Below are 26,698 nucleotides of genomic sequence, written 5' to 3'. Positions count from 1 at the left end.
CCGGCCTACAAAAAAACCCGGTCAGCGTTAACGCCACCGGGCTTTTTTTTACGCCACTGCTTCTGCTTTCTTCGCCAGACCGTCCAGCAGTTTCTGATGGATCCCACCAAACCCGCCGTTGCTCATCACCAGAATGTGATCGCCCGGCTGCGCGGTTTTCACCACCATCTCCGCCAGCGTATCCACGTCGGCACTCCAGTGCGCAGGCTGAACGCAGGCTTCGGCCACTTCCGCCACCTGCCACGGAATGTGCTGCGGTTGCAGGAGGAAGACCTCGTCCGCGCGACCTAAAGAGGGGGCTAAATCGTCTTTGCAAATCCCCATCTTCATGGTGTTGGAGCGCGGTTCCAGTACGGCCAGAATGCGTGCCGTGCCGCCCACTTTGCCGCGCAGGGCAGCCAGCGTCGCGAGGATCGCGGTCGGGTGATGGGCAAAATCGTCATACACCGTCACGCCATTGGCTTCGCCGCGCAGCTCAAGACGGCGACGAGCGTTGATGAACGATCCCAGCGCATTCGCCGCATCGGCAGGCAAGACACCCACATGACGGGCCGCGGCGATCGCCATCAGGCCGTTATGCATGTTATGTTCGCCCACCAGCGCCCAGTGCACTTCCCCGACTTTTTCGCCATCCAGCAACACTTCCCAGCGGGAGGCATCGTTGGTGAGCTTTTTCGCCTGCCAGTGGCCCTGCTCGCCCACCAGCTCCTGCTCGCTCCAGCATCCCATCGCCAGGGTCTGCTTCAGGTTAATGTCGTTCTCCGGCAGGATGATGCGTCCCTGCCCCGGTACGATGCGCACCAGGTGGTGGAACTGCTTCTGAATCGCTTTCAGGTCGTCGAAAATGTCCGCGTGGTCAAACTCAAGGTTGTTGAGGATCAGCGTACGCGGGCAGTAATGAACGAACTTGGAGCGTTTATCAAAGAACGCGCAGTCATATTCGTCCGCCTCAATAACAAAGAACGGGCTCTCGCCCAGACGGGCAGAAACGTCAAAGTTCCCCGGCACGCCACCAATCACAAAGCCCGGCTTGTAGCCGCAGGCTTCGAGGATCCACGTCGCCATACCGGCGGTGGTGGTTTTACCGTGGGTTCCCGCCACCGCCAGCACCCAGCGATCGCGCAGAACGAAATCATGCAGCCACTGCGGGCCTGACATGTAGGGAATATTCCTTTCCAGCACGGCTTCTACGCAGGGATTGCCCCGGGTCATGGCGTTTCCGATGATCACCAGATCCGGCTGCGGCTCCAGCTGGCTGGCGTCGTAGCCCTGAATCAGATCAATGCCCTGGTTTTCCAGCAGCGTGCTCATCGGCGGATACACATTGGCGTCCGAACCTGTCACCTCATGGCCAAGAGCGCGCGCCAGCATAGCCAGGCCGCCCATGAAAGTGCCACAAATCCCCAATATATGAATGCGCATACGTCACTATCCTTCTTCAATGTGGCGCACATTTTACGCATATGTCAGCAGCAGAGAAATGCATTTCAGGAAAATCTGTAGCAAGCTGGCGCGATTCACCTCTGCGCGACAATTTGAAAGTTTGTTAAGATTGTTGGGCATCAACAACTTTACTCAACATCCAATGCAGGGAAAGTGTTATGAAAACGTTAGGTGAATTTATTGTCGAAAAGCAGCACGAGTTCTCGCATGCTACCGGTGAGCTCACTGCTTTGTTGTCGGCAATAAAGCTGGGCGCCAAGATCATCCACCGCGATATCAACAAAGCCGGACTGGTCGATATCCTGGGTGCCAGCGGTGCTGAAAACGTGCAGGGCGAAGTTCAACAGAAACTCGATCTGTTCGCGAATGAAAAACTGAAAGCTGCACTGCGCGCGCGCGACATCGTTGCGGGGATCGCCTCCGAGGAAGAAGATGAAATCGTCGTCTTTGAAGGCTGTGAACACGCCAAGTATGTCGTCCTGATGGATCCGCTGGATGGCTCCTCCAACATCGACGTTAACGTCTCTGTCGGCACCATTTTCTCCATTTACCGTCGCGTCACCCCTGTCGGCACGCCGGTCACCGAAGAAGATTTCCTGCAGCCGGGCAATAAGCAGGTTGCTGCGGGTTATGTGGTATATGGCTCCTCCACCATGCTGGTCTACACCACCGGCTGCGGCGTCCACGCCTTTACCTACGATCCGTCGCTGGGTGTATTCTGCCTGTGCCAGGAGCGCATGCGCTTCCCGCAGAAAGGCAGCACTTACTCCATCAACGAAGGGAACTACATTAAATTCCCGGCCGGGGTGAAGAAGTACATCAAATTCTGCCAGGAAGAGGATAAATCGACCCAGCGTCCTTATACCTCGCGTTATATCGGCTCCCTGGTGGCGGATTTCCACCGCAACCTGCTGAAGGGCGGTATCTACCTCTACCCAAGCACCGCCAGCCACCCGGAAGGCAAGCTGCGCCTGCTGTATGAGTGCAACCCAATGGCCTTCCTCGCCGAACAGGCGGGCGGTAAAGCCAGCGACGGCAAAGAGCGGATTATGGATATCATTCCTGAAAGCCTGCACCAGCGCCGTTCCTTCTTCGTTGGCAACGATCATATGGTTGACGACGTGGAACGCTTTATCCGTGAATTCCCGGATGCCTGATTGTTGAGTTTGACCAAAAGGGGCCACTCGGCCCCTTTTTGTTTTTCCAAACATTTATATCTTTGTTGGTATAAAACTATATAAAAATGCTGCTGTAACCCGCTGAATCAATGCGTCATCATGACGGCGTTCAAATAGCGTTCAATGGAAATCAGCCGATATGAAAAACCTCTCTCGCTCATCCACTGGCATCGACCTCAATCTGATTCCGGTATTTATTGAAGTCGTCAGGTGCGGGAGCATGGCCAAAGCCTCTTCACGTCTTGAGATGTCCAGGCCAGCAGTCAGCCTGGCCCTGAAACGCTTTGGCATGCTGTTTAATGAGCCGCTGTTTACCCGCAAGGGTCTGTTTCTTGAGCCAACGCCTTATGCGTTGCGCTTGACCGCTGAGATGGAAAAGCTGCTGGGCGCCATTCATGACCATATCGCCAGCACCCCGGCTGGCGCGGAAAGCCTCCCGGCGCCGGAAGACGATAAGGCTACGCCTGTTGCGACGACAGCTTAAACAGTGACATCGCCTCGATGAGCTCGCGGGACTGCTCTTCCAGCGAGCGCGTCGCGGCGGACGATTGCTGGACCAGCGCCGCGTTTTGCTGCGCGGTTTCGTCCATCTGATTAACCGCAATATTCACCTGCTCAATACCTCGGCTCTGCTCGTGCGACGCATTGGCGATCTCACGCATCAGGCGGGTCATGCGCATCACCTCGTTGGCGATCTCGTCCATGGTTTCACCCGCCTGCTGCGCCAGTTCGCTGCCTTCGCTGACGTGCGCCTGGGAATCACTGATGAGCGTGCGGATCTCTTTCGCCGCATCGGCGCTACGGCTGGCGAGGTTACGGACCTCTCCGGCCACCACCGCAAAGCCGCGCCCCTGCTCACCCGCGCGGGCGGCTTCCACCGAGGCGTTCAGCGCCAGGATATTGGTCTGGAAGGCAATGCCGTCGATGACGCTGAGAATATCGGCGATACGATCGGCGCTGCCGGAGATATCGCGCATCTTCTCAATCACATAACAGACCATCTCGCTGCCGCGGTCAGCGGTATCTGACATCGTCTTCGCCACCTGATGCGCCTGCTCGGCGTTGTGGGCATTCTGCTTCACCGTGGCGGTGATCTCTTCCATGCTGGCCGCGGTCTGCTCCAGCGAGGTGGCGGTCGATTCTGTACGCTGGGCAAGGTGCATATTGCCTGCAGTCAGCTCCCGGCTGCCGGTATCGATCTGCGAGCTGGCATCGCGCACCCGCAGCACCGACCCCATCAGCGACTGACGCATCTCCTCAATGGCGGCGTTGAGGCGGTTAAACTCCTGGCTTGCGGGGGTGGTCAGGGCGTGGGTCAGATCCCCGGCGGCCACGTGTTCAAGCTGGGCGATAGAGGAGGAGAGCGGCTTCAGCAGCATATGACGAAGTGCCAGCCACGCCAGCACGATAATGCCCGCGGTCAGCAGCGCGGCGACGATGATCAGCAGCATCACCCGACTTTTACTCGCCTGCACTGCGGCGACTTCAGCTTTGCCCCGGTTGTCACTCCAGGCCTGGAAGGCCTGCATATCGTTATCAAACTGACGCGCTACCGGCACCAGACGGTTCTCCAGCAGATCGTAATAGTCATCGGCATTCTGCGCATTCAGGGCGTTCTGCATTGGCACGATCCCCTCAGCATTATAGGCGGCGAGGCTCGCGGCAACTTTCTTCAGCAGCGCCTCACCTTCGGGATCGTTTACCCCGCTATCGATCACGCTTTTCAGCGTGGTTTGCGCCTGTTTGAGTTCGTCATTGATGTTTTTCACCGATTTTGTGGCGTCATCCAGCAGCCCCACCTCCATCATGCGGACGGCCTGCCCCGCCTCGTTGCGCGCGCGCAGGATCAGGGTGTAGCCCGAGTTGAGCTGCACCAGCTGTTCGCCCTGAAGATGGTTAATGCGCTGCAAAGAGGAGGAGCTCTGGGTGAGGGCATAAATGCCGATACCGCTGACAAGCAGCAGCAGAAGGGTCATAACGGCCAGTAACGAAAGCAAGCCGGTACGAATCGATAGCGTTTTAAGCATGATGTAATTTCCGGTAGCGAGATAAATCTGGACAGAATTAAGGGTTATCGGCTGCTACCGGAAAAGATTTAGACTTGACGTAAATTCAGGCGCTTATAGCTTGCTGGTGGTGCTCACCCGTGTGACAGGCGAGTTCTGGCGGTTCTCCCAGAGCACCGTCAGGCCGCGCTGCAGGGCGATAAAGATGAACAGCAGAATGCCAATCGCAATCTTGGTCCACCACGAGCTGAGGGTGCCGTCGAAGTTAATATAAGTCTGGATCAGCCCCTGGATCGCCACCCCAAACAGCGTGCCCAGCACCGTGCCGACGCCGCCGCTGAGCAGCGTGCCGCCAATCACCACCGAGGCAATCGCGTCCAGCTCCACCCCTACCCCCGCCAGCGCATAGCCCGCCTGGGTGTAGATGGAGAAGACGATCCCCGCCAGCGTCGCCAGCCCGGTGGAGAGCATGTAGATACGAATGGTGGTGCTGCGGGTGGAGATGCCCATCAGGTTGGCGGAGGTCGCGCTGCCGCCGATGGCATACACTTCGTTGCCAAAGCGGGTGCGGTGGGCGAGGAAAATGCCGATCACTATCACGCCCAGCATCACCAGCCCCAGAATACTCAGCCGGCCACCGCCGGGGATTTTCCACGCCAGGCTTGAGAGGGTGTCGTAGACCGGATGGTTAATCGGGATCGACTCCTCTGACACCAGATAGCTGACGCCGCGCAGGAAGAACATCCCGGCGAGGGTGATAATAAACGCCGGGATCTTCAGGGCGTCGATCAGCAGTCCCATAAAGGCGCCAAAGGCGCAGCCCATCACCAGCACCAGCGGGAAGGCCAGCAGCGGGGAGATCCCCCAGTAGCCAATCGCCTTAGCCAGGAAGACGCCGGTAAAGGCGATCACCGACCCGACGGAGAGGTCGATCCCGCCGGAAAGGATCACGAAGGTCATGCCGACGGCGATGATCCCGAGGAAGGCGTTGTCGGTCAGGATGTTGCAGATCACCCGCGTCGAAGCAAAACCGGGGAACTGCGTCAGGCAGTAGAGATACCCCAGCACAAACACGCCCAGGGTTATCATGAGCGGTAAATTACGTTTTATCATGACCACGCATCCCCTTAATGAGACTGATAAAGCGCGGCGACTGCACGATGAGCACGCAGAGCACCACCACCGCTTTCACCACCTGGTTGAGTTCCGGCGGGAAACCGGACAACAGGATCCCGGTGTTCATCCCCTGGATAATCAGCGCGCCAATCACCGACAGCAGCAGGTTGAAGCGCCCGCCCATCAGCGAGCCGCCGCCAATCACCACCGCGAGGATCGCATCCAGTTCCAGCCAGAGCCCGGCGTTATTGGCATCGGCCCCGCGAATATCCGCCGCGACGATAATCCCGGCAATGGCGGCACAGACCCCACTCAATACGTAGGTGAGCATCACCATCAGACGGGTGCTGACCCCGGCGTTTTTCGCGGCGCGAATGTTAATCCCCACCGCTTCGATAAACATCCCGAGGGCGGTTTTGCGGGTGAACAGCCAGAAGGCGATCAGGGTGACCACCACAATAATCACCGGCGTCGGGAAGAAGAACAGCGATCCGCTGCCAATCCACGCCAGATTCGGGGCGTTGAAGGTGACGATCTGCCCGGAGGTGATCAGCTGCGCCACCCCGCGTCCGGCCACCATTAAAATGAGGGTGGCGACAAAGGGCTGGATTTTGAGGATCGCCACCAGGATGCCGTTCCACAATCCCGCGAGCACGCCGGTGCCCAGCGTCGCCAGCAGCACCACCGGCAGGCTGTGTCCGGCCACGGTCATTGAGGCCGCCGTCGCCCCGGCAATCGCCATCACCGCCCCGACCGACAGGTCGATACCGCCGGTGGCAATCACCAAGGTCATGCCGATCGCCAGCAGGGCGACCGGCGCGGCGCGGTTTAAGATATCAATCGGACTGCCGAACAGGCGGCCATCCTGGAGGATAATCTGATAAAAATGCGGCGAAACGAGGCTGTCCACCAGCAACACCAGGATCAGCGCAATGATTTGCGGCGTGCCGGTGGGCCAGCTGAAGCGGCGCTTCGTCTCGCCGGTCTGAGAAAGTGAACGTGACATCACGATCTACTCCTTATGCCGCAATGGCGTTCATGATTGCCGGAACGGAGAGCGCATCCAGCGGGATCTCGGCCACCTGCTGACGGTCGCGCATGATGATCACCCGATCCGCATAGCCCACCAGCTCCTCCAGCTCCGAGGAGATCACCAGCAGCGCAAGACCGTCGGCGCAGAGGGTTTCGATCAGGCGGATAATTTCCGCGTGCGCTCCTACGTCGATACCGCGGGTCGGCTCGTCGAGGATCAGGAACTGCGGCTTGGTCAGCAGCCAGCGTGACAGCAGCACCTTCTGCTGGTTACCGCCGGAGAGAAATTCGATCGGCTGCTCCGCACTCGGGGTGCGGATGCCCAGCTGGCGAATAAAGCGCTCGGCAATCACATTTTGCTCTTTACGGGGAATGGGGCGCAGCCAGCCGCGCTGGGCCTGCAGGGCCAGAATGATGTTCTCACGCACCGAGGCGGCGGCGATGATGCCGTCGGTCTTGCGATCTTCCGGGCAGAAACCGATCCCCAGGCTGGAAGCCTGATGCGGGGAGCGCAGCGTCTGCGGTTTACCTTTGATCAGCGCAGTGCCGCTGTCGGCAGGTTTAATCCCGAAGATCACCTCGGCCGTTTCGGTACGTCCCGATCCTAACAGCCCCGCCAGTCCGACGATTTCGCCCGGGCGCACCTCAAGATCAAAGGGCGCGATAGTGCCTTTCTTGCCGTACCCTTTAAACGCCGCCACCGGCTTCTCGCTGAGCAGCGTCCGGCCCGCACGCTGCAGGGCATTGCTCTCCAGCTCGCGGCCCAGCATCATTTTCACCAGCTCGATTTGCGGCAGCTCCCGGGTTTCGCGACAGCCGACGAAGCCGCCGTTACGCAGGACGGTAATGCGGTCGCTCACCTCATACACCTGATCGAGGAAGTGGGTGACGAAAATCAGGCTCACCCCCTGATCGCGCAGCTGGCGCATCAGGGTGAAGAGCATTTCGACCTCCTGGGTATCCAGGCTGGCGGTAGGTTCATCGAGGATCAGCACTTTTGCCGAGAGATCGATAGCCCGGCAGATGGCGACGATCTGCTGCATCGCCACCGAGAAGCGGTTGAGCGGCTCGCGGACGTCGAGAGAGAAACCGTAGGACGCCATCAGTTTTGTGGCGCGCTCTTCCATCTCTTTACGGCGCAGCAGGCCAAAGCGTCGTGGCTCGCGGCCGATAAACAGGTTATCCGCCACCGACATATTCGGCAGCAGATTCACTTCCTGATAGACCGTCCCGATACCCAGCTGCTGGGCATGGGCGGTATTTTTGGGCGATATGGCGTGGCCTTCCAGCCAGATGGTGCCGCGATCGGCGTGATAGACACCGGTCAGGGCTTTAATCAGGGTCGATTTTCCGGCGCCGTTTTCGCCCAGCAGGGCCATGATCTCGCCACGCCGCAGGCTGAAATCGACATTATCCAGCGCTTTTACGCCGGGAAAATATTTGCTCAAGCCCTCTGTGCGGAGGATTTCCTGGTGTTGGTCTGTGATCATGGTTCCCCCTGCATCATGTCGGATGGCGCTACGCTTATCCGGCCTACAAAAAGCGAGCCGCAGGCCGGGCAAGCGCAGCGTCGCCCGGCATTTTCAGTCGAGCTTAGTAGCCCATATTTTTCTTCTTCTCTAACTCTTCTGCAGCGGTATCAGGCAGATAGAGCGTGGACTTGGTGATCGTGACTTTCTCTGGCATGGTGCCGTCTTTCTTGAATTTCTCCAGCGCGTCAAAGGCCGGGCCTGCCATGTTTGGCGTCAGCTCCACGCTGGCGTTGGCCTCTTTGTCGATCATCGCTTTATAGATATCCGGTACGCCGTCGATGGAGCCGGTCAGGATGTCGGTACCCGGCTTCAGGCCCGCCTCTTTGATCGCCTGAATAGCGCCGATCACCATGTCATCGTTATGGGCATAAACCATGCAGATGTTCTTGCCGTTGTTCTCAGCTTTGATAAAGCTCTCCATGACCTCTTTCCCCTTACTGCGGGTGAAGTCGCCGGACTGAGAACGGATAATCTTGATGTTTGACGCTTTGGAGATGGCATCAGCAAAGCCTTTCTTACGGTCGATGGCCACGCTGGCGCCGACGGTGCCCTGCAGTTCCACCACGTTACACGGCTTACCATCCACCTGTTTCACCAGCCATTCACCAATCAATTTGCCTTCCAGCACGTTGTCGGCGGTGACGGTGGTCATATAGAGAGATTTGTCTTTTACATCGATGGAACGATCGAGCAGGAAGACCGGAATTTCGGCATCTTTCGCTTCTTTCAGAACCGGTTCCCAACCCGTCGCCACGACCGGGGCAATGAAGATGGCGTCAACGCCCTGAGCGATAAAAGAGCGTACCGCTTTGATCTGGTTTTCCTGTTTTTGCTGACCATCGGCGATCTTCAGCGTAATGCCGCGTTTTTCGGCCTCACTCTTCGCGACGTTGGTCTCAGCGGCGCGCCAGCCGGACTCTGAGCCGACCTGGGCAAATCCTACGGTTAAGGGGGCGGCCATCGCCATAGACGACATGGCTGCCGAAACTGCTGTGACAAGAAGTAAGCGCTTCCACATAAGTGCGTCCTCGTAGGGGAGTTTATTGTTGGGTAAAAAATGTTCTGCGAAGAGACTATAGACAATGCGAGATGTAACGGAGTGTGTTACATCACACTTCGGAAAAGTGAATAAAACGTTAATCACAAGTTTGTAATCGCTTTCACTGAGCCATTAAAAATGCGGCTGAGTTTATGGATTATCTTGTCATGAGAAAGTGCTGATAAGGGTTTTCAGGAACAGGGATTGGCGAAAACAGGCGGAGACATTCCGCGCCAGTTGGCTATAATACTCGCCACTTGATTACCAATCATTTAAAGGACACAGACATGAGCTTACTCAACGTCCCAGCGGGTAAAGAACTGCCGGAAGACATCTACGTAGTTATCGAAATCCCGGCGAACGCTGATCCTATCAAATACGAAATCGACAAAGACACCGGCGCACTGTTCGTTGACCGTTTCATGTCTACCGCGATGTTCTATCCGTGCAACTACGGTTACATCAACCACACCCTGTCTCTGGACGGTGACCCGGTAGACGTGCTGGTCCCAACGCCATACCCACTGCAGCCGGGCTCCGTGATCCGCTGCCGTCCAGTTGGCGTGCTGAAAATGACCGACGAAGCGGGTGAAGATGCGAAGCTGGTTGCGGTACCGCACACCAAGCTGAGCAAAGAGTACGATCACATCAAAGATGTGAACGACCTGCCAGAGCTGCTGAAAGCGCAGATCGCCCACTTCTTCGAGCACTACAAAGATCTCGAGAAAGGCAAATGGGTGAAAGTGGAAGGCTGGGACAACGCAGAAGCCGCTAAAGCGGAAATCGTTGCCTCCTTCGAACGCGCTAAGAAGTAATGCTTAACGTGTGAAAAAAGCCCCGACTTGTCGGGGCTTTTTTTATCTGTGCGGTCTGTTGCCGGGTGGCGGCTGCGCCTTACCCGGCTTACAAAATCTGTGCGGCCTGAAAAAACAACGCCACCCGAAGGTGGCGTTATTCATATCAGTACTGGTCTCTGTCTAACCAGTTACCGCTTTCAATCAGCGTCAGGCCTTCCACCGAACGTTGGTACACGTACATCCATGCACTGCCGTAGGGTGTCTGGATTAACCGGCGAGCGTATTCCCCGCCTTTGGTGCGCAAGGCATCAAGTTCGGCCAGCGTGGCATTATCAATACGATAAACCTCACCGTGTACTGCTCCTTCTCCCGGAACGGCGCCTGGATAGTGGCCCAGGCTGTACAGCTGGTAGTTCTCGATACTGTAATCCCCCAGCAACTGGGCGTTAGTCATCCAGTGGCTGTTGCCTTGCTTTGTTCTTAAACTGCCGTAGACAAATATTCGCATTGCTAAAACTCAAACTGATAGAGCAGATCGAGTGCCTGGTCTACGCCAGACACCGCTTCCAGATATAGCTTAGGCATCAGGCGATAGCGTAACGTGAGAGTTGCTAATGAGTCAAAGATCCCCACACCATATTTCACCTGCAGACCCGGCAGTACATAGCCGCTGACCACCACCTGAGAGGAGTCGCCGACCCCTTGGGTGTCCAGCGCCAGATTGCTTACGCCAAACGTCTCGCCGATTTTACCCACAACCTGACCACTTTGTGCAACCCCCAGACCGACTAACATTGAGGTCATCGCCGCGCTGTCGCTCTGATTGCTGTCCAGCCCCTGCCCGCGCAGCAGGTATGAGAGCGCTTCCTGCTGGGACATGGCCGGGTCAGAGAAAATTTCCGCTTTCGGTTCGTCCGCGGTGCCCGTCACGCGCACCCCGGCGATCACGTCATTTTCGGTGGCCTCCGGATTACGGATCGCTTCGATATTCAGCAGCGGCTGATCCGGCGGGCCGGAGAAGAGCAGTTCGCCTTTACGCACCATCAAATCCTGGCCGTAGGCGTGGAAACGCCCTTCCGGAATGTTGATCTGCCCATTCAGGCCCAGCCCCTGTTTATCCTGCGCGACTTTCAGATCGCCGGTCAGTCTGGCCTTCAGCCCAAACGCATCCAGGCGCACGTTGTTGCCCACGTGTACGATCAGGTTGCTGTTGATCGGGATAGAGGCGGTCTGTGGCTCCTCCGGCTGGAGGTTGTTGTTGAGCATCACCTCATCGCTGGAGACGCCCACCGCGCTTTCCGGCAGTTCATGCACCACGATACGAGCCCACGGTACATCGACGCGGCCATCAAGGGTGAATAGCTGCGGCGTGGCCTCAAAGACCACATCCGGCGAGACGTCTAAACGCACCATCGGCGGCACGGTGATCCGCACCTTGCTGCCTTTGGCCGCCACGCGGGCGCGCCAGTTATCGAGCTGGCTCCAGTCCGCATCGCCGCTGAGGTTGATCTGCCCCTGCTGGGTACGCACGGTGCCCGTAAGCGTCGAGCTCATACCGTTAAAGTTCATCGCCAGCTGGCTCGGCAGCATATCGAACGGCATAAAGTTGCCGTCGATATCCACCCCGTTCAGCTGCATCTGACCAAACAGCTGCGGGCTCTGGGCGCTGCCCGCCAGCCGCAGGTTGGCATTCAGCATGCCTGCCGCCTTCTCGCCGCGGGAGAAGATGGCATTCGCCATCGCCAGGTTAAGGTTGCGGATATTGACGTTGCCCCCCAGGTTGCGCCGTCCTTGCGGATCGGTCACCTGGATCTGGCCGTCCAGCTGCCCGTTGTTGGTGAGGCGGATCAGCCAGCCCAGCTCGGCGCGGTTGTTATGCAGATCGGCGGTGAGATTAAGAGTGCTGAAGGCCAGCGGCAGCGGCGCATCGTTCACCACCTGCGTCACCTTCACGTTACGCCCGGCGAGCGTGACGTTGCCCTCCGGCAGCCCCGGTTTGGTGGTATCCCAGGAGACATCCGCCTTGCCGCTAAACACGCCGCTTGCTTGCGTAGTGTCTGGCATGAACGGCTTAAGCATCGCCAGATCGAAGCGGTTAAGGTTGACCACCGCCCGCCCTTCTGCGCCTGCGTCAATGGTCTGCGGCACACACAGTTCGGCATTCGGGTTGGTCCAGCAGTGCGGCCCGATGCTGATCTTCTGCTCCGCGTTGCGGTAATCCAGGGCAATAGCGCGCGATAACGACCACGGCCCCACCGGGGTGGCGAAGCGGGTGTTATCCAGGGTGCCTTTCCAGCGGGTCTCCTGACGGTCAAAACTGCCCGCCAGGTGCAGCTGGCCGGAGACCGGTTCACCCTGAATGCGCAGCTGGAGATCGTGCTGTTTCTCGCTCCCCTTGGCTTCCAGCGTGACCTGATTAAGGTTGAGGCCCGGCTGGGAAATGCGATCGACCCGCAGGTTCAGGTGCCCGGCGATCTGATCGGTAGATTTCACGTCGCCATCTACCCGTACGCGGGCGATGGTGAGATCCTGCCAGCGCAGGCCGTTGGCGGTGATATCCGCCAGCAGCTGCGGGGCTTCTACCGTGCCGCGCACCTTCAGCAGCCCTTTCGCGGTTCCGCCCAGCCCTGGCAGGGCATTATCCAGATTCGGCGCGTCGATGGTGGCATCCAGATCGAGATCTTTCACCCCCAGCTCGCCCTTAATATCGGCGGTGTTGCGCCCCAGCGCGACGTGCAGGCCCGGGATGACCCATTGCAGGTAGCTGTTGCCCTTCAGCGAGCCGTTTACATCCACTTTGTTCTGCTTCACGTTGCCGGTGATTTTCAGCTCAGGCACTTCCATCTGCCAGCTACCGCCATAGAGACTGCCGCGGGTTTTAATCAGCCCGTCGAGCTTCGAGGGCCAGTCCGGCACCTCTTTGGCAGTGTTGATCCCGGTGAGCTTCAGCTCCCCGCGCCAGCTGATCGCCTTCTGCCAGTCGAGCAGCGCCGTCAGCTCGGTTTTGCCCTCCAGCGCGGCCACCGTCAGCTTGTCGAGATTAATCTGCTGCTCGTTGCCCTTCGCATCCAGGGTGATGCCGGCAGGGGGCAGCCCCTCCCCTTTCACCGCAGTGCGGAACGACAGGGTGTAGTCAGTCATTTTGCCGGTGAGCTTCAGCTTCACGTCATCGGCCTGGTACTGCTTCTCACCGGTAAATGGCCAGTAGAGCTGCTCACTCACCACCTCAAGGTTGAGCGGCAGGCCCGCCTCCGCAAGCCGGGTCTGGCCCCGCAGCACCACGTCAACCGGGCCGGAGAGGTTCACGCCAAACTCAAGCTGTTCGCGCATGGCGCCGCCCACCTTCAGCTTCACCTTCTCACCTTTAATCGGGTCGATGTTCAGGGTGCTGTTGAGGGTGATATCCACCGGCCAGTTATCCCGCAACAGGGCGTTGCCGGTGGCGTTGACGCTGCCCTGGTTGGTGTCGATATCCAGCGCGTCGAGCTTCATGTTGCCGTCGATGCTGCTCACTTTCAGCAGCATGTTGAAGACCGTCAGATCGGTATCGCCGGTGAGGCGCAGCTGCTCGCCCTTAAACTCTTCAATATTAAGGTTCAGCGGCAGGTGAACGTCGGTCATCTCCGGCAGGACCGGTTTCGAGAAGAGATCCTTCAGGGTTTCGCCCAGCGGCTTCTCTTCCGGCTGCGGGTTCTGAATTTTAGGCTCGACGATCTCTTCCTGGGCCACCTCCGCCACTTTCGGCAGGGCAATCAGCAGCCCTTGCAGAGAGGTCGGGGTCAGGGTCAGGTTTTTCTCCTCCCAGCGCAGGCCGGAGGTGAAGTCCATCACCGACACGGTGGTGTCGTCGATTTTGACGTTGATGTTATTCAGCGCCACCCGGTTAAGCGATATCGGGTATGGCGTGGAGAGATCCAGCGGCCCGCTCTCCTCTTCGGCAACGGGCTCCGATTGCTCCATTTTTTTAGAATCTATCGTCACGAAGACATCTTTTAACGACAGATCGTTGATGCACAGGCTGCTGTCGCGCACACAGCTGAGCTTCACCGCCAGATGCAGATCCCCGGCGTTGACCGCCACGCCCGGCTGGTCGTAGCGAACGTTTTTCAGATGTAAGTCGCGCCAGCCGCCGGTGACCTGACCAATCTCCAGCCCCGGCACCCAGCGGTCTGCCGCCTTAAACAGCAGATGCAGCCCGCTGGTGGTCCCCACCAGAAAGGCCACCGCAGCCAGCAGCAGCAGGATAAACAGCAACACGCCGAGGCTGATTTTCTTCCATAAACTCATAATTCCGGCCCCAGACCGATGTAAAACTGTAAACCGTGTTCATCTTTATCGCCCGCCGGCACGGCGAAATCGAGCTTGATCGGCCCGACCGGTGACTCCCAGCGCACCCCGACGCCTGCGCCGGTTTTAAAGTCGCTGCGGCGGATATCGCTCACCGCTTCTCCGCTGTCGATAAAGGTCGCGCCCCACCATTTTCCGGTGACGTTGTACTGATACTCCAGCGAGCCGGTAGCCAGCTTCGAGGCCCCGATCAGCTTGCCGTCGCCATCTTTTGGCGCGATGGATTTGTATTTGTAGCCACGAATGCTGCGATCGCCCCCAGCGAAGAAGCGCAGATCCGGCGGCACTTTTTCAAAATCGCCGGTTTCAATCCAGCCCAGGTTGCCACGCACCACAAAGCGATGGCGGTCATAAAAGGTGCGGATCCAGACGTTTTGCGCCTGTACCACGGAGAAATCCACATCCGAGCCCCAGGCGGTATTGGAGTAGTCTATCGAATAGCGCTGGGAATCCCCCCAGTCCGGCATCAGGCCGCCGCGGGAACGGGTCCGGCTGATCATCACCCCCGGATAGAGCAGCATGGTGGTGTTGGTGACGTTGGCCTGGGTAAAGTGGTCGAGGCTCCAGCGCAGGTTGATGGCGCGCTGCCAGCCGCTGGAGAGATCCCAATAGCGCGACACGGCGAGGGTGGTGGAATCTGCTTCGGTGTCGTTCAGATCGGTGCGCTTAAAGCCGCCCTGCACCAGGTAATATTGCTCAAGCGGGTTTTTCAGCAGCGGCATTTTATAGCTGAAATCGAGCTGCTGTTCCGGGGCTGAGAGACTGACGTTGCTGGTCAGGCTGTGGCCGTAGGAGTTCATCCACGGCTTTTTCCAGGTCGCTTTTACCCGCGGACCGACGTCGGTGGAGTAGCCCACCCCGGTCTCAATGGTGTTCTCGGTGCGTGGCGATACCACGCCGTGCAACGGCAGCACTTTGGTCTGTCGCGCTTTATCAAACTCCGGGGCCACCACCACGGAGTTAAACCAGCCGGTGGCTGACAGACGGCGGTTGAGCTCGGCCAGATCTTTCGACTGGTAATAGTCGCCCTCTTTAAAAGGGATCAGATTCTGCAAATACTCATCACGGATCTGCGACCCTTCGAAGGTCACATCACCAAAGCGGTAGCGTTCCCCGCTGTCGTAGTCGATATCCCAGAACGCCTGATGGCGGTCGAGGGCGATGCCGAGCTGACTCTTATTGAACTGGCTATCAAAGTAGCCTTTGCGCAGCGCCACCTTGGTCAGATCTTTTTTGAAGCCGTCATAGTCGCTGTGATTGAGCACGGTGCCGTTCTTTGGCCGCGTTTTAAGCAGTTCAAGATAGTCCTGATCGGTACGCGCGCCGCCGCGCAGCACCACGTCCGTGCCGCCGATGAGCACCGGAACCCCAGGCTTGACGCGGGCAATCAACACCTGCCGCCCTTTGGCCGGCGGTGGACGCAGCTCGAAGTCGATGGTCGGCTCATAGTAGCCGAGCGCTTTTAAACCGCCACGAATGGCATCGTCCACGCGAGCGCGAAAGCGACGATCGGGCGTCACTTCGTCGCTCTCAATAGTGGAGAGCTGTGCGCGTACGTTTTTTTCCAGCGCCCCGGATAGCCCCTCAACCTGTAAACGAACGTTCGCCGCGCTGGCGATTCCGCTTGTCAGCAAGAGACTGGCTAAACATAACTGGCGGATTTTTGGCACGTTTTCTCCTGAATATCCTTGTTTCCACCCCTGGAAGCATATGATGTGCCGCTCCGCAGCAAATCACGGCAAAAGCCCAAAACCCAATACGCGGGTTGAAAAATGGTTAAACACCCTAATATTTCTTATGTTTAAATCTAGACTCATTCACCGCATTTATTGTGTTCAATTAAACGCGTCGTGACAACCTTAACCCAAACATCACCCACCCGGAGGCCACACCGTGAGTTTATTTGATAAAAAGCACCTGGTTGCTCAGGCGGACGCATTACCGGGACGTAACACCCCTATGCCTGTCGCGACTCTCCATGCCGTCAACGGCCACTCTATGACCAACGTTCCGGAAGGGATGGAAATTGCCCTGTTCGCAATGGGTTGTTTCTGGGGCGTGGAGCGCCTCTTCTGGCAACTGCCGGGCGTCTACAGCACCGCGGCAGGCTATACCGGGGGCTATACCCCGAACCCAACCTACCGCGAAGTCTGCTCCGGCCAGACCGGTCACGCCGAGGCGGTACGCGTAGTATATGATCCGAACGTCGTCAGCTACGAACAGCTGCTGCAGGTATTCTGGGAAAACCACGATCCTGCGCAGGGTATGCGTCAGGGCAATGACCACGGCACCCAGTACCGCTCGGCGATCTATCCGCTCACGCCGGAACAGGATGCCGCCGCCCGCGACAGTCTGGCACGCTTCCAGCAGGCGATGCACGCCGCCGGTGACGATCGCCCGGTGACGACCGAAATCACCAACGCCTTACCGTTCTATTATGCGGAAGATGACCATCAGCAGTATCTGCATAAAAATCCATACGGCTACTGCGGTATCGGTGGCATTGGTGTCTGCCTGCCGCCTCAGCTGGCATAACAGTAAGCTGGTTTTGCCTGTTGACGAGCAAAACCGGCTCAAAATGCGATCTCTGGCGACTTTACAGCCGTTTACGCTATACTACCCCTCGAAATAACCGGCCTACCGCTTCGGACCGGTGTTCAAAATATCTACACACCTGTATGACCAACTTCCCTCCGAGGATCTGGCGAGAAGCCGGATAAGATATGTTAAACAGCCATTTTGAATCCACTTTACTGGTGCAGTATGTCAGTGTTGGTGCGGGTTTGATGGATTGTTATGAAGATTGGACCTTAGAAGATAAGACAGAAAATATCAAGTTTATATATCTGAGCTGGGTTGAGAATATAAATATCAAAAAGATAAAGAAACTTTAAGCAGTCATTAATTTCTTGACCTTAATGATTAAATAGTTATTGCTAAGGTTAATATCCGAAAAAATCGAATTTAATCCCTAGAATACTAAAATGTTTAATTCCATAATTGATATATTCCTTACCCCAATATCAACATCATTCAATTTAATTAATCATATCGCTAAGATAATGTCGTAAAAATTAGAAGATTGACATATAAAAATATCACTCCATAAAAAAGAAAGCCAAACAGGGCTTTCTTTTCCATAAAATTAAATCGAATGAAAACCCACTAACATGTTAACATTCAAAGAAATATTATTTTCGAAGCTATAAACATGTAAATGATCCAACATTTATCCGTAAAAAATGACATTAATTATATTTTGTTATTTCATAGCTATGATGCGAACGTGTTAAATCTATATATTTTTTTAATGATGACTCCAGAATGCTATCCTCATCAAGGATTGATTTAATCAATTCAGTTGTTACCGTACGATCTGTCATCGTCGCACTCGCCGTAAATTCTGGAACAAAAATCATCGCACGTCTTGTCAAATATCTTTGCACCACGGTAAAGTTATCATTGTCAACTTCAATAGTTTCATCACCAAGATCTAGGTATCCATTATAGATCTCGCTGGGATCAATACATAGCCCATTCCAATAAATCGCACGGTCTTCTTTATATAAATCATCGCCCCTTGAAATAATGTTATTAGTAATTGGATTAACATATACAAATGGTTCATGTGCTTCGAATATCAGAACAAAGAAATTTTTGTAGGGATAGTGATTGTCATTATAAACATGTAAAGACTCAACTTTAGCTTCTAAATGATAAGCCCCAAGGTCAAAAAACCAAGAATCATTACGAAACTCACATGAAATAAATTTATTATCCCCCCCATCATCCTTCATAAACCAGAATTGTTCATTGCTATTAATAGAATTTACATCAGTAAGAAAACGATTGATCTTTTGTGGTTTTTTTTCTGTTAAAATATTTCTTATTTTTGGAAAGTTCCGTCTAATTAAATTATCAAATTCATGTAAGAAGGTCCAAATATTTTTAGGTTTAGGTATATTGTCCTGAGATACTCTAATAAACTCACGAATAGAAGATATGGTTTGGAATCTGCTGATAGCCGAATTCATCAAGCAACGTTCAACTACTTTATCAAGAATATATATATGGTTGTTCACACTGTGATAAGGTAATTTTTGTCTCCCCACCCCTCTGTTAACTGAACCAGTACTAACCCATTGTATGACTTGCCCAAACGCATAAATGTCAGTTGCAAAGGAAATTAAACCATCTTTACAAGCTTGTTCAGGGGCTGAAAACTCAAAATTTGCGAGCCTTTCGGAGTTTCTAGTCATAGCATTTTTTGGAAAAAACTCTTGATCAAATTTTGCTATACCAAAATCTGAAATAACATATTCCCCCTTATCATTTAGAAGTATATTACCTGGTTTAATATCACGATGAATTATATTATTGCTATGCAAATGTTCCAGTCCTGATATCAAATCACGAACTAGTTTTTTCACTTCTCTTAAATATTGTTCTTCGGAATCCGCTTTGAAAGGCTTCAGAGTTGAATGATATAACTCCATAACAATTATAAAGTACTCCTCATTCAACAGTGAAACTTTATCAAGATGGAACATACGAGCTATATTTTTATGTTGGTTGATTATTGACATGCAAAAATATTCATCTTGGAATCTAGCGAGTTTTCCAGTGGATGTCATCATGCCTTTTTTTAAAAATTTTATAGCATATTTCTGTGTACCTTTATTAAACTCAAACACATCACTGTTACCACCCTCTCCAATGTTATTAACATAATCAAAAGTCCCAACGTCTGTTGTAATGCTCTTCAATTCTCTTAAAGTCTTTATTAGACTCATTTTAAACCCCACAAACAAGTAATATAACAAACAATATTAATCACATTGCTAATGTTAAGTACTAGCACCAGTGTTACCAGGTTGCGTAGAGCAGATATCATAAATCATCAAAAATATTATGTGCAATATATATTTTTAGTTGATTCGACATTCTATTAGTAACTTGAGTTAATATCATCCATAAATTATTTGTCACTCTCATAGTTTACAATCAAAACCTATCAAACATCACTAAAAGCGAAAAAACTTAAATCACTCCGATGTTAATATCTCATAGGTAATCATGTTATTTTTTGAAATCAATAGTATAAGTATTACTTCCATTTAAACACTTAAAGTTTACTCTTATATAATTTCATTAAGAGATTTTTATTTTGATTACTAATTCATATTACCTCCAGTCATAACAAAGCTTTTTATAGAAGAAATTTAAATTTTTTTGGGGGTGGACATACATGGATCGACAATCTCATAATACATCAATATATATATACTGGCTCATTGCGACATCTATTTTAAATACAATAGAAAGATTGTAAACCAATTGTACTGTTAATAGTGAAACACGTGTGATGATATGGTTGTTGATTGATTTAAATAAGAATATTCGATATCTGACTAGTTCTTAAAATTAGAGCAATACTTTTACTTTAACAAATGTTCCTGTTGCAATTTAGCATCCTTAATCGCTACATACCACACATCCCCCTAAAGTCTGATTGAACGTAGCGATCTGCCTTGATTTTTCATCGCTACACCCTATAATAAATCGCAACATACAAATCAATACAGTGTAGAGATTTTGACATGGCACACATCGCTTATATTCGCGTATCCAGCTTGCAACAAAACAGCGAGCGACAATTAGCAGATACGGGAATCACCTTTGACAAAGTATTCACTGAGAAAGTAAGTGCAAAAGATACCAATCGTGAAGCATTCTTAGCGATGATGGAGTACTTACGCGAAGACGATACTTTGCATGTGCATGACATCAGTCGTCTTGCCCGTAATACAGCCGACCTCCTCTCAACTGTAGATACACTGACTAAACGAGGTGTCGCGATCCAGTTCCATCATGAAGGCATTAAGACGGGAGATAGCTCACCTACAGGTAAACTGGTTTTAACTTTACTTTCCGGGATCTGCCAAATGGAACGTGAAATGATGTTGCTCAGGCAGAGAGAGGGTTACAATGCAGCTAAAGCCGCTGGTCGTATTGCCGGGCGTGGTAATGGCAGGAACATCCCGCGTACCGAAATAGTGGCAGCGTTAGCTTCCGGTGGCAGTGTTCGCTCTGTAGCTGCTGACTTCGGTGTAAGTACCAATACCATCAGCCGAATAAAGAAAGAAATGAACAGTGTAGCGGCTTGAATGAGAAATGAAAAAATGAATGCCTTCACAGAAACAGAACGTACTTTGCATGACTTAATGCACAATTACTTTAACCCTGGAACAGAAGATTACCTTATGTTCGGCGTTTTGCTGTGTGAATGGTGTGATGAAAGTACTTTAAGAATTATTCATAGCGGCTTTCCACCAGCCCTGACATATCGATGGAAATAAAAAAGGCAGCCTAAGCTACCTTGAAAGTTTTAAATACAATTAAAACTCACATCATTTACAAGCATAAAGAGTTAATTTAAATTTCGTATGCTTGAATGCTGTACTCGCCCACGTAGTAACTACATAATTAGAGCTATCTTTAGAAAAGGTTGAAACAGTACCATCCTCTTGTTGGCTTCCTGTACCAATCATTTTATTTTTTACTGAAGTTAGATTGTTGGGGCTAATTAATTTATCTGGGATATTAAAATAATCACCAGTAAGTACAGTGAACTGTATCCCTTTATCTAATACAGTCATTTTATTTTCTGCGAAAAACCCGGGCATTTCCTTAATTGTTTTATCAGTTTGTATTACAAATTTACACGCCAGCGTCTTTAAATTAGAGGAATCATCACTTGATACTTTTGAAACAACTTTTTCATCCACCTTTTCTTCACCAACGCTATTATTAACTTCAGTGTTTTCTATTTTATTATTGTCTACCGTTGCTGGCGATGATAAATCAGTACTATTTCTTAATCGATAAAGATCAATTGTTTTATCACGAGTAATATTGAGTTTAGATTCAGCTGCATTTAATGATGAAATAGTACCACCTTGTTGTTTGTAAAATACATCTATAGCAGAAACATATTGATCTCTATATTTAATCCATTGTCTTTGTGAGTCTCTGAGAGCAATACGTACGTTATCAGGTTGACCATTCATTAGTAGTTTGTACTGGTTTCCCAATTCTAAATCCCATTCAGCTGTAGCTTTAATATAGCAATTCTGTGAGGCAATAGTGCTAACAGCATCCATCTTACATTTTTGTAATGTACTATCAATATTTTGCTTAAGTTCCTCACCAGAGGCCGATAAACAAAATAGTAAACTTGAACTTATAACCACTGTTTTGAAATACATAATACTAAGCCTATGTTAATTATCAATTTGCACTGTAACACGGTGTTCTATCTCGCCAAGATGAGCTATCCCACAATTTTCTAATTGAGATTGGGCAAATCTAATATCGTTGCTGGTTCGCTGAATATCAGGATCAGTTGTGGGGCTTCGACCGCCTGCGAACGGGGATGAGCCACTTTGCCTTAAGGCATCCGATGTTTCATTCCAGCTCTCAATTGCTTGCTCAGATGCAGCAGTCGCAGCTAAAAGCCGATTGAATTCGCGTGAACACGATTTCTTTTGAACAGCAATGTAATCATCAACCCAGACACCATGTTTCTTGTAGGTATTTTCAGCTACTAAGTACTCACCACTGCTTCTGTCGAGGCTGTTAATCTTACTTTCGATGTAGTCTTTATTCTTTTTTTCTGATGCAGCATTAGCAGCTTGTTCATCGGCTAATTTTATTGACTCATCTTGCTTAGCTTTAACCTCAATCCACTTTTCTCTGCTAAAGATCCCTGCACTCTTCGCTTTAGAAAATTGGTCTTCAACCGTAAAGCCCAGATTCCTCCCTTGTACATTCATCATGTACACGTTAGCTTGCCCTGCCATTAATAATAAAAAAACAATCATAACAGGCAGAAGGTAATTATTGAAAAATTTTGGCAATTTCTGCATTAATGCAGGGTAGTTTTCTTGAATAGATGGAATGGCTATAACTGACCACCATAGTGAAATGATCATAACCATGCTCCAAATTGCTAAAGTAACTAATGCAAGTAATACCGTAGAAAATGACATGCCAGGTTCACTAAATGTACTGAAAAAATCATAGACAATGAATGCCATGATTATTCCAAATCCCATGTAAACAAAAAACTGTAATTTATTCATTTTTACTTTTCCTTGTTATTTTAATACTCGCTTTATATTACCGTGAGAATCAACTTCTACTCTGACAAGTTTTCTACATGCCCCGCAAGAACCTACACCTGTGCCACTGCTTTTAATTCCGGTGTTTACTGTCGTCGTACTTCCACAATGTGGGCAAGTCACTGTATATGTTGCGTAAGCCACAATTCATTCCTCATTGTTGTAACGTTCAGACCAGATTTCTCTAAAATTCATAGACATGTTATCGGCAATCATTTGCTAACCTTTAGGCCAACCCCTCCCAAGGAGGTTGTATAACGTACTTTCATGTAAACTGTTATATCTGGACAACATAGCCAACGTATTACCCCTCTTGCATACAACTACCAGTACATAAGTACTATTCCAGCTTTCAGAACTGGAATTTAATTATTTACTGATGCACCCATCCATTTTGAAAATTAATTACATACACCATATTATTAAATTTTCACATGCATTAATCACAAAATTTATATTTTTATTTGGTTACATATTTTCAGTCATGTAATCATATATAATCACGAGAAGAATCCACTAGATATCTTATATCTATTTCGTCACATATAATGTTTACATATTATATGGCTGCTCTACGAGCATGCCAGAATTTCATTCAAGATAAACTCTCTACGTTCGTTTATCTTGAATGAAATTCAGTGGGTTTTACCGTTAGCTTTAACAGCATTATTCCTTGACGAGATTTCTTGGATACAATTCGCCCCCCCCATAGGGGGGAAGAAAAAACAACACAATTATATGTGTGTGTCTTGACGATGATACTCATCAACAATTCATGTCGTAAATTTCGAACAGTCCTATATATTACTGATCCGGTTCGAGCGGAAGCGGGTTGCCCTGTTTCTTCCTATTACGGTTCTTGTGCAACGGTCGTAGTTCATCACTACACTACTTATTAATACCACATGAACAATATTAATAAGCGTCTAATTACTCAAATTCTGGACGGATCTATATTATTAGATTCACCATAGAATTTCTATTACGAGTAATAGACTCCCTTTATACCCTTCTCCCTTACTAATATAATAAGGGTTTGGTCTTATATGTCTATCCTGGGAATCTGCGGGGTATTATTGCTGACTCCTTTATAGTGCCGCATTGCCGTGCCTCCTGCGATTCCGTCTTATTGGTCTAGGAATTTCGCTCGGGATATCTGCACAGGTCTCTTTTGCACTGCGTTCTGTCTGAACAACTCATCTGCCATCTACTTGTCGATAGGATCAGGTTTTAATATATCTAAGTCATGAGACTTAGCCAGTCAGAATTGTATTCTTATACTATAAGCATATGACATAATTATTTATCATTTAATTCCCCTAACTACTACCAGGTAGTTAGGGATTTAAAAATTTGTTAATTATTACAGCATGAGAATTATTAATGATCTATGTTTAACTGTCTCGCTTTACAAGCGAACCAGGAATTTATATTCCAGTTTAACCTCACTGCGTTCGACTAACTGGAATATAAATTCATTGGATTTCGTTTCCTGATTTAATAAGTGATTTAGATAATAGTTTAAACAACATTACTTGACGGGATTTCTTTGATACATTTCTATCCCCCACAAGGAGGAAGAAAACAAAAAGCACAAGTGATTTTGTGCTCTTGACGCTGATACTCATCAACATTTCATGTCGTAGATTTCGGACGGATTTATATTGTACTAATCCAGAACGAACGGAAGCGGGTTGCCCTGTTTCTTCCTATTACGGTTCTTATGCAACGGTCATGGTTTATCACCATTCATATTATAAAGACTACATGAACAATCTTTATAATTGTCTAAGTACTCAAATTCAGAACGGAATTGTATTGTACAATTCCGTTGCCAAATTCTATTATGAGTAATAGACTCCCTTATACCATTTGGTAAGCATTGGCCTATATGTCTATCGTGGAACCTACGGGGTATTATCCGGTTCTTTATAGTGCCGCATTGCCGTGTTCTGTAAAAATCACCACGGGTATAATTTGCACTTCGTTCTGTCTGGACAACTCATCTGCCATCTACTTTTCGATAGGATCAGGTTCTAATTCGTCTAAGTATAAAACTTAACCAGTCAGGATTTTATTCTTACACTAATAGTATAGGACATAATATTTTTTTGTTTCATATATTTTATTATCCCTATAAACATCTGCGGATGGTTATAGGGAATAAAATGTACATTTATTGCTTTAGATCTTTTAGTATACTACGATTCTAATATCTGTTCCCCTGAGTTTTGCTAAGTAACCCGCCTTTAGAGTATAAAATAATGACAACACAGCTATCATTGATCATAAGTAAAGAATCAAAGGAATCGTTTACCCAGGGAAAAGATGATGGCATCTTCAATGTCAAGGATCAAACAACAATAATATCAACAATAAAAATATCCAATTAAAATAAAAACGCCTTAAATAAAAAACATATAAATCATTTTCTATTATGTTGTTCATTGTTATTTTTTGCGGATCTGTGCTTATTGATGGCTTCAGAAAGTGATCCATCTCCTTTCCATACAAGATATTCATATTCTTCCTCCAGGATTTTATAATCAGCTAACATCTGCTCGTAATAATAATCTGCCATTCTCATATATAACACCTCACGCTTTATTAAATTTCAAATCCATTTTAGTATAGAACATAAAAAGCATACGTTTCACAAAAAATAACTCACTTACAGAAAGCACATCCATATGCTTGCTTTTCATTTATATACGATCAATTACTTGTTTCATTTGTAAGAGTGGTTGTTTACTCCTGTATGTTCTATCTGTCATTGTTTTATGAGCATGCCCAAGTATTGAGAATCTGATATGGTCAGGTACTTCCTGAAGGTCACGTAATCTATCAGATAATCCATATCGATAGTCATGTGCAGTATGCTTCATACCTACTTTTTTGAATGCCTTGCTTATGGCATTGCTTGCAGATGAATTATTAACCCAATGATATATTGGTTTCTCTTCCCATATACCAGCCTTTAGAAGACTATCACTTAAAGGTATATCTCGAATTGACTCGCGGTTCTTAACGGTTTTAGTACCAGCATCATTAATGCTGATACATTTGATGAGCCTTCCTTGATCTTCTTTCTCAATATAATCATTCGAAGTGATTTGGATCGCCTCACCTATACGTACTCCTGTGTAAAAAAGTAGGTTTAGTAACCACCATAAGGATCTGGTATTGGCAACATGCTCAGAAGCAATTAATTGTTGATGATCCATTAATGAAACACCCATTTTAATACTCACATTTTCAACATTCTTATAATTCATCCCCAAAAAAGGATTCTTCGAGATGTAATCACGTTGCTTCATAGCGAAATTGAACATCGCTGAAACCTTAATGATAGCATCTTGCCTAGATCGAGGTGACTTACCCGACTTATCAAGAAACTTTTTATAAGTGCTTACCGTCTTTTTCGTAACGGAAGCTACTGGGATATCCCCACACCATTCCAGGAAACCATTTACCGTTCTCTCATTAAGCACTTTGGTACTCTTCGCCCAATCAGAACTCATCTCCTCAAGCCACTCTTTAAGTACTGTAGATAATTGCGGTGCAAAGTTATTTTCTTGCATTACTGGATAAGGCGAGACATGACATGCTGCAACAGCAGATAAAAACTCATCCTCTATTTGCCTATCTCTGGCCTTAAGAAGAGTTTCTCGAATCAAACCGGGGTTTGTATCACCCATTAACTGAGACAGCCTTATAAAGGCTTCTGTGAGCTTTACGGCACGTTGCTGAGCCACATTTTTGTCCTGTGTCCGTAGACTGACTCGGATTAGTTTCCCTGATAACCGACGCTGCCACATAAAAGAGCGTTCAGAGGAAGTCGTCCTGTCTAAAAAACGCACATTTTTCTGTATAAAGATTGGATAAAGATCCGGTAAAGATTGCATGAAAACCCTCTTTAAATGAGAATGGTTCCCATCAACATCCAAACACAACACTTTGCGGTCCTGGGATGGCAAAACGTGACCTCTGGCAGATTTACACGCCTTTACGCTATACTAGCCGCT

20 protein-coding genes and 1 pseudogene are annotated in these 26,698 nt (G+C 50.0%); 6 read left to right on the top strand and 15 right to left on the bottom strand.

What is annotated here, in order from left to right; genetic code table 11:
- Positions 1–48 precede the first annotated feature (48 nt).
- On the bottom strand, positions 49–1,422 hold the full coding sequence (mpl, locus tag C3406_RS15210; RefSeq protein WP_103823036.1) for a UDP-N-acetylmuramate:L-alanyl-gamma-D-glutamyl-meso-diaminopimelate ligase: 1,374 nt from the start codon (positions 1,420–1,422) through the stop codon (positions 49–51).
- A gap of 179 nt (positions 1,423–1,601) precedes the next feature.
- Between mpl and fbp the strand changes: the two genes are divergently transcribed.
- Entirely contained in the window at positions 1,602–2,600 is a 999-nt protein-coding gene (gene fbp, locus C3406_RS15205; protein ID WP_103178013.1) for a class 1 fructose-bisphosphatase, read from the top strand.
- Between the two features lie 160 nt (positions 2,601–2,760).
- A complete protein-coding gene (locus C3406_RS15200) occupies positions 2,761–3,105 on the top strand; it encodes a LysR family transcriptional regulator (RefSeq protein ID WP_103823035.1) in 345 nt (114 codons plus the stop codon).
- On the opposite strand, the gene C3406_RS15195 is transcribed toward C3406_RS15200, so the two are convergent.
- From C3406_RS15195 to ytfQ, 5 genes are all read right to left on the bottom strand, one after another.
- Complete coding sequence (locus tag C3406_RS15195; RefSeq protein ID WP_103823034.1) at positions 3,080–4,648, bottom strand: methyl-accepting chemotaxis protein; 1,569 nt, start codon at positions 4,646–4,648, stop codon at positions 3,080–3,082. The genes C3406_RS15200 and C3406_RS15195 overlap by 26 nt on opposite strands.
- Before the next feature lie 93 nt (positions 4,649–4,741).
- The gene (gene yjfF / locus C3406_RS15190) at positions 4,742–5,740 is read right to left on the bottom strand and encodes a galactofuranose ABC transporter, permease protein YjfF (protein ID WP_103823033.1); all 999 of its coding nucleotides are present in this window, start codon (positions 5,738–5,740) and stop codon (positions 4,742–4,744) included.
- A complete protein-coding gene (gene ytfT, locus C3406_RS15185; protein ID WP_168194501.1) occupies positions 5,727–6,752 on the bottom strand; it encodes a galactofuranose ABC transporter, ATP-binding protein YtfT in 1,026 nt (341 codons plus the stop codon). Before ytfT ends, yjfF begins: the two co-directional genes overlap by 14 nt.
- 10 nt (positions 6,753–6,762) lie before the next feature.
- Complete coding sequence (ytfR, locus tag C3406_RS15180) at positions 6,763–8,265, bottom strand: galactofuranose ABC transporter, ATP-binding protein YtfR (RefSeq protein ID WP_103823031.1); 1,503 nt, start codon at positions 8,263–8,265, stop codon at positions 6,763–6,765.
- 103 nt (positions 8,266–8,368) lie between these two features.
- Entirely contained in the window at positions 8,369–9,325 is a 957-nt protein-coding gene (gene ytfQ, locus C3406_RS15175) for a galactofuranose ABC transporter, galactofuranose-binding protein YtfQ (RefSeq protein ID WP_103178007.1), read from the bottom strand.
- 308 nt (positions 9,326–9,633) lie between these two features.
- Here ytfQ and ppa point away from each other — a divergent pair, with 308 nt between their 5' ends.
- Positions 9,634–10,161 (top strand): inorganic diphosphatase, encoded by a 528-nt coding sequence (gene ppa, locus C3406_RS15170; protein WP_103178006.1) that lies wholly within the window; start codon positions 9,634–9,636, stop codon positions 10,159–10,161.
- Positions 10,162–10,306: 145 nt separating this feature from the next.
- On the opposite strand, the gene C3406_RS15165 is transcribed toward ppa, so the two are convergent.
- From C3406_RS15165 to tamA, 3 genes are read right to left on the bottom strand one after another with little or no spacing between them, the layout of a single operon-like run.
- Positions 10,307–10,651, bottom strand: a complete 345-nt coding sequence (locus tag C3406_RS15165) for a gamma-glutamylcyclotransferase family protein (protein WP_103823030.1) — start codon at positions 10,649–10,651, stop codon at positions 10,307–10,309.
- A 2-nt stretch (positions 10,652–10,653) separates the two neighbouring features.
- Complete coding sequence (gene tamB, locus C3406_RS15160) at positions 10,654–14,430, bottom strand: autotransporter assembly complex protein TamB (protein WP_103823029.1); 3,777 nt, start codon at positions 14,428–14,430, stop codon at positions 10,654–10,656.
- Positions 14,427–16,160: an autotransporter assembly complex protein TamA gene (gene tamA / locus C3406_RS15155; protein WP_103823028.1), complete on the bottom strand. Its 1,734-nt coding sequence runs from the start codon at positions 16,158–16,160 to the stop codon at positions 14,427–14,429. Before tamA ends, tamB begins: the two co-directional genes overlap by 4 nt.
- A gap of 223 nt (positions 16,161–16,383) precedes the next feature.
- On the opposite strand from tamA, the gene msrA reads away from it, so the two are divergent.
- Both msrA and C3406_RS26180 read left to right on the top strand, forming a co-directional pair.
- Complete coding sequence (gene msrA / locus C3406_RS15150) at positions 16,384–17,025, top strand: peptide-methionine (S)-S-oxide reductase MsrA (RefSeq protein ID WP_103178003.1); 642 nt, start codon at positions 16,384–16,386, stop codon at positions 17,023–17,025.
- A gap of 188 nt (positions 17,026–17,213) precedes the next feature.
- Entirely contained in the window at positions 17,214–17,384 is a 171-nt protein-coding gene (locus C3406_RS26180) for a hypothetical protein (RefSeq protein ID WP_158250564.1), read from the top strand.
- 354 nt (positions 17,385–17,738) lie between these two features.
- Here C3406_RS26180 and C3406_RS15145 read toward each other — a convergent pair whose 3' ends face one another.
- A complete protein-coding gene (locus tag C3406_RS15145) occupies positions 17,739–19,283 on the bottom strand; it encodes a protein kinase domain-containing protein (RefSeq protein WP_103823027.1) in 1,545 nt (514 codons plus the stop codon).
- A gap of 807 nt (positions 19,284–20,090) precedes the next feature.
- Between C3406_RS15145 and C3406_RS15140 the strand changes: the two genes are divergently transcribed.
- Positions 20,091–20,657, top strand: coding sequence for a recombinase family protein (locus C3406_RS15140; RefSeq protein ID WP_103823026.1), 567 nt, complete (start codon positions 20,091–20,093; stop codon positions 20,655–20,657).
- 243 nt (positions 20,658–20,900) lie between these two features.
- Here C3406_RS15140 and C3406_RS15135 read toward each other — a convergent pair whose 3' ends face one another.
- The 5 genes and pseudogenes from C3406_RS15135 to C3406_RS15125 all read right to left on the bottom strand — a co-directional run bounded on the left by C3406_RS15135 (position 20,901) and on the right by C3406_RS15125 (position 26,428).
- Complete coding sequence (locus tag C3406_RS15135; RefSeq protein WP_103823025.1) at positions 20,901–21,758, bottom strand: lysozyme inhibitor LprI family protein; 858 nt, start codon at positions 21,756–21,758, stop codon at positions 20,901–20,903.
- Positions 21,759–21,773: 15 nt separating this feature from the next.
- Positions 21,774–22,634 carry a hypothetical protein gene (locus tag C3406_RS15130; protein WP_103823024.1) on the bottom strand — a complete coding sequence of 287 codons (861 nt, stop codon included), beginning with the start codon at positions 22,632–22,634 and terminating at the stop codon, positions 21,774–21,776.
- A 258-nt stretch (positions 22,635–22,892) separates the two neighbouring features.
- Positions 22,893–23,009 (bottom strand): annotated as a pseudogene (locus tag C3406_RS26875) (helix-turn-helix domain-containing protein); the annotation flags it as partial.
- A gap of 2,089 nt (positions 23,010–25,098) precedes the next feature.
- The gene (locus C3406_RS26175; RefSeq protein WP_158250563.1) at positions 25,099–25,260 is read right to left on the bottom strand and encodes a hypothetical protein; all 162 of its coding nucleotides are present in this window, start codon (positions 25,258–25,260) and stop codon (positions 25,099–25,101) included.
- A gap of 118 nt (positions 25,261–25,378) precedes the next feature.
- Positions 25,379–26,428 carry a tyrosine-type recombinase/integrase gene (locus C3406_RS15125; protein ID WP_103823023.1) on the bottom strand — a complete coding sequence of 350 codons (1,050 nt, stop codon included), beginning with the start codon at positions 26,426–26,428 and terminating at the stop codon, positions 25,379–25,381.
- Between the last annotated feature and the right edge of the window lie 270 nt (positions 26,429–26,698).

Source organism: Leclercia sp. LSNIH8 (assembly GCF_002920195.1).
Classification (GTDB): domain Bacteria; phylum Pseudomonadota; class Gammaproteobacteria; order Enterobacterales; family Enterobacteriaceae; genus Enterobacter.
The sequence above is the reverse complement of the archived record's forward strand: the minus strand, read 5'-3'. Positions and strand labels throughout refer to the sequence as shown.

Coding starts and splice junctions, on each gene's coding strand:
- mpl (WP_103823036.1), bottom strand. CDS start 1,422: ATGCGCATTCATATATTGGGGATTTGTGGCACTTTCATGGGCGGCCTG.
- fbp (WP_103178013.1), top strand. CDS start 1,602: ATGAAAACGTTAGGTGAATTTATTGTCGAAAAGCAGCACGAGTTCTCG.
- C3406_RS15200 (WP_103823035.1), top strand. CDS start 2,761: ATGAAAAACCTCTCTCGCTCATCCACTGGCATCGACCTCAATCTGATT.
- C3406_RS15195 (WP_103823034.1), bottom strand. CDS start 4,648: ATGCTTAAAACGCTATCGATTCGTACCGGCTTGCTTTCGTTACTGGCC.
- yjfF (WP_103823033.1), bottom strand. CDS start 5,740: ATGATAAAACGTAATTTACCGCTCATGATAACCCTGGGCGTGTTTGTG.
- ytfR (WP_103823031.1), bottom strand. CDS start 8,265: ATGATCACAGACCAACACCAGGAAATCCTCCGCACAGAGGGCTTGAGC.
- ytfQ (WP_103178007.1), bottom strand. CDS start 9,325: ATGTGGAAGCGCTTACTTCTTGTCACAGCAGTTTCGGCAGCCATGTCG.
- ppa (WP_103178006.1), top strand. CDS start 9,634: ATGAGCTTACTCAACGTCCCAGCGGGTAAAGAACTGCCGGAAGACATC.
- C3406_RS15165 (WP_103823030.1), bottom strand. CDS start 10,651: ATGCGAATATTTGTCTACGGCAGTTTAAGAACAAAGCAAGGCAACAGC.
- tamB (WP_103823029.1), bottom strand. CDS start 14,430: ATGAGTTTATGGAAGAAAATCAGCCTCGGCGTGTTGCTGTTTATCCTG.
- C3406_RS26180 (WP_158250564.1), top strand. CDS start 17,214: ATGTTAAACAGCCATTTTGAATCCACTTTACTGGTGCAGTATGTCAGT.
- C3406_RS15145 (WP_103823027.1), bottom strand. CDS start 19,283: ATGAGTCTAATAAAGACTTTAAGAGAATTGAAGAGCATTACAACAGAC.
- C3406_RS15140 (WP_103823026.1), top strand. CDS start 20,091: ATGGCACACATCGCTTATATTCGCGTATCCAGCTTGCAACAAAACAGC.
- C3406_RS15135 (WP_103823025.1), bottom strand. CDS start 21,758: ATGTATTTCAAAACAGTGGTTATAAGTTCAAGTTTACTATTTTGTTTA.
- C3406_RS15130 (WP_103823024.1), bottom strand. CDS start 22,634: ATGAATAAATTACAGTTTTTTGTTTACATGGGATTTGGAATAATCATG.
- C3406_RS26175 (WP_158250563.1), bottom strand. CDS start 25,260: ATGAGAATGGCAGATTATTATTACGAGCAGATGTTAGCTGATTATAAA.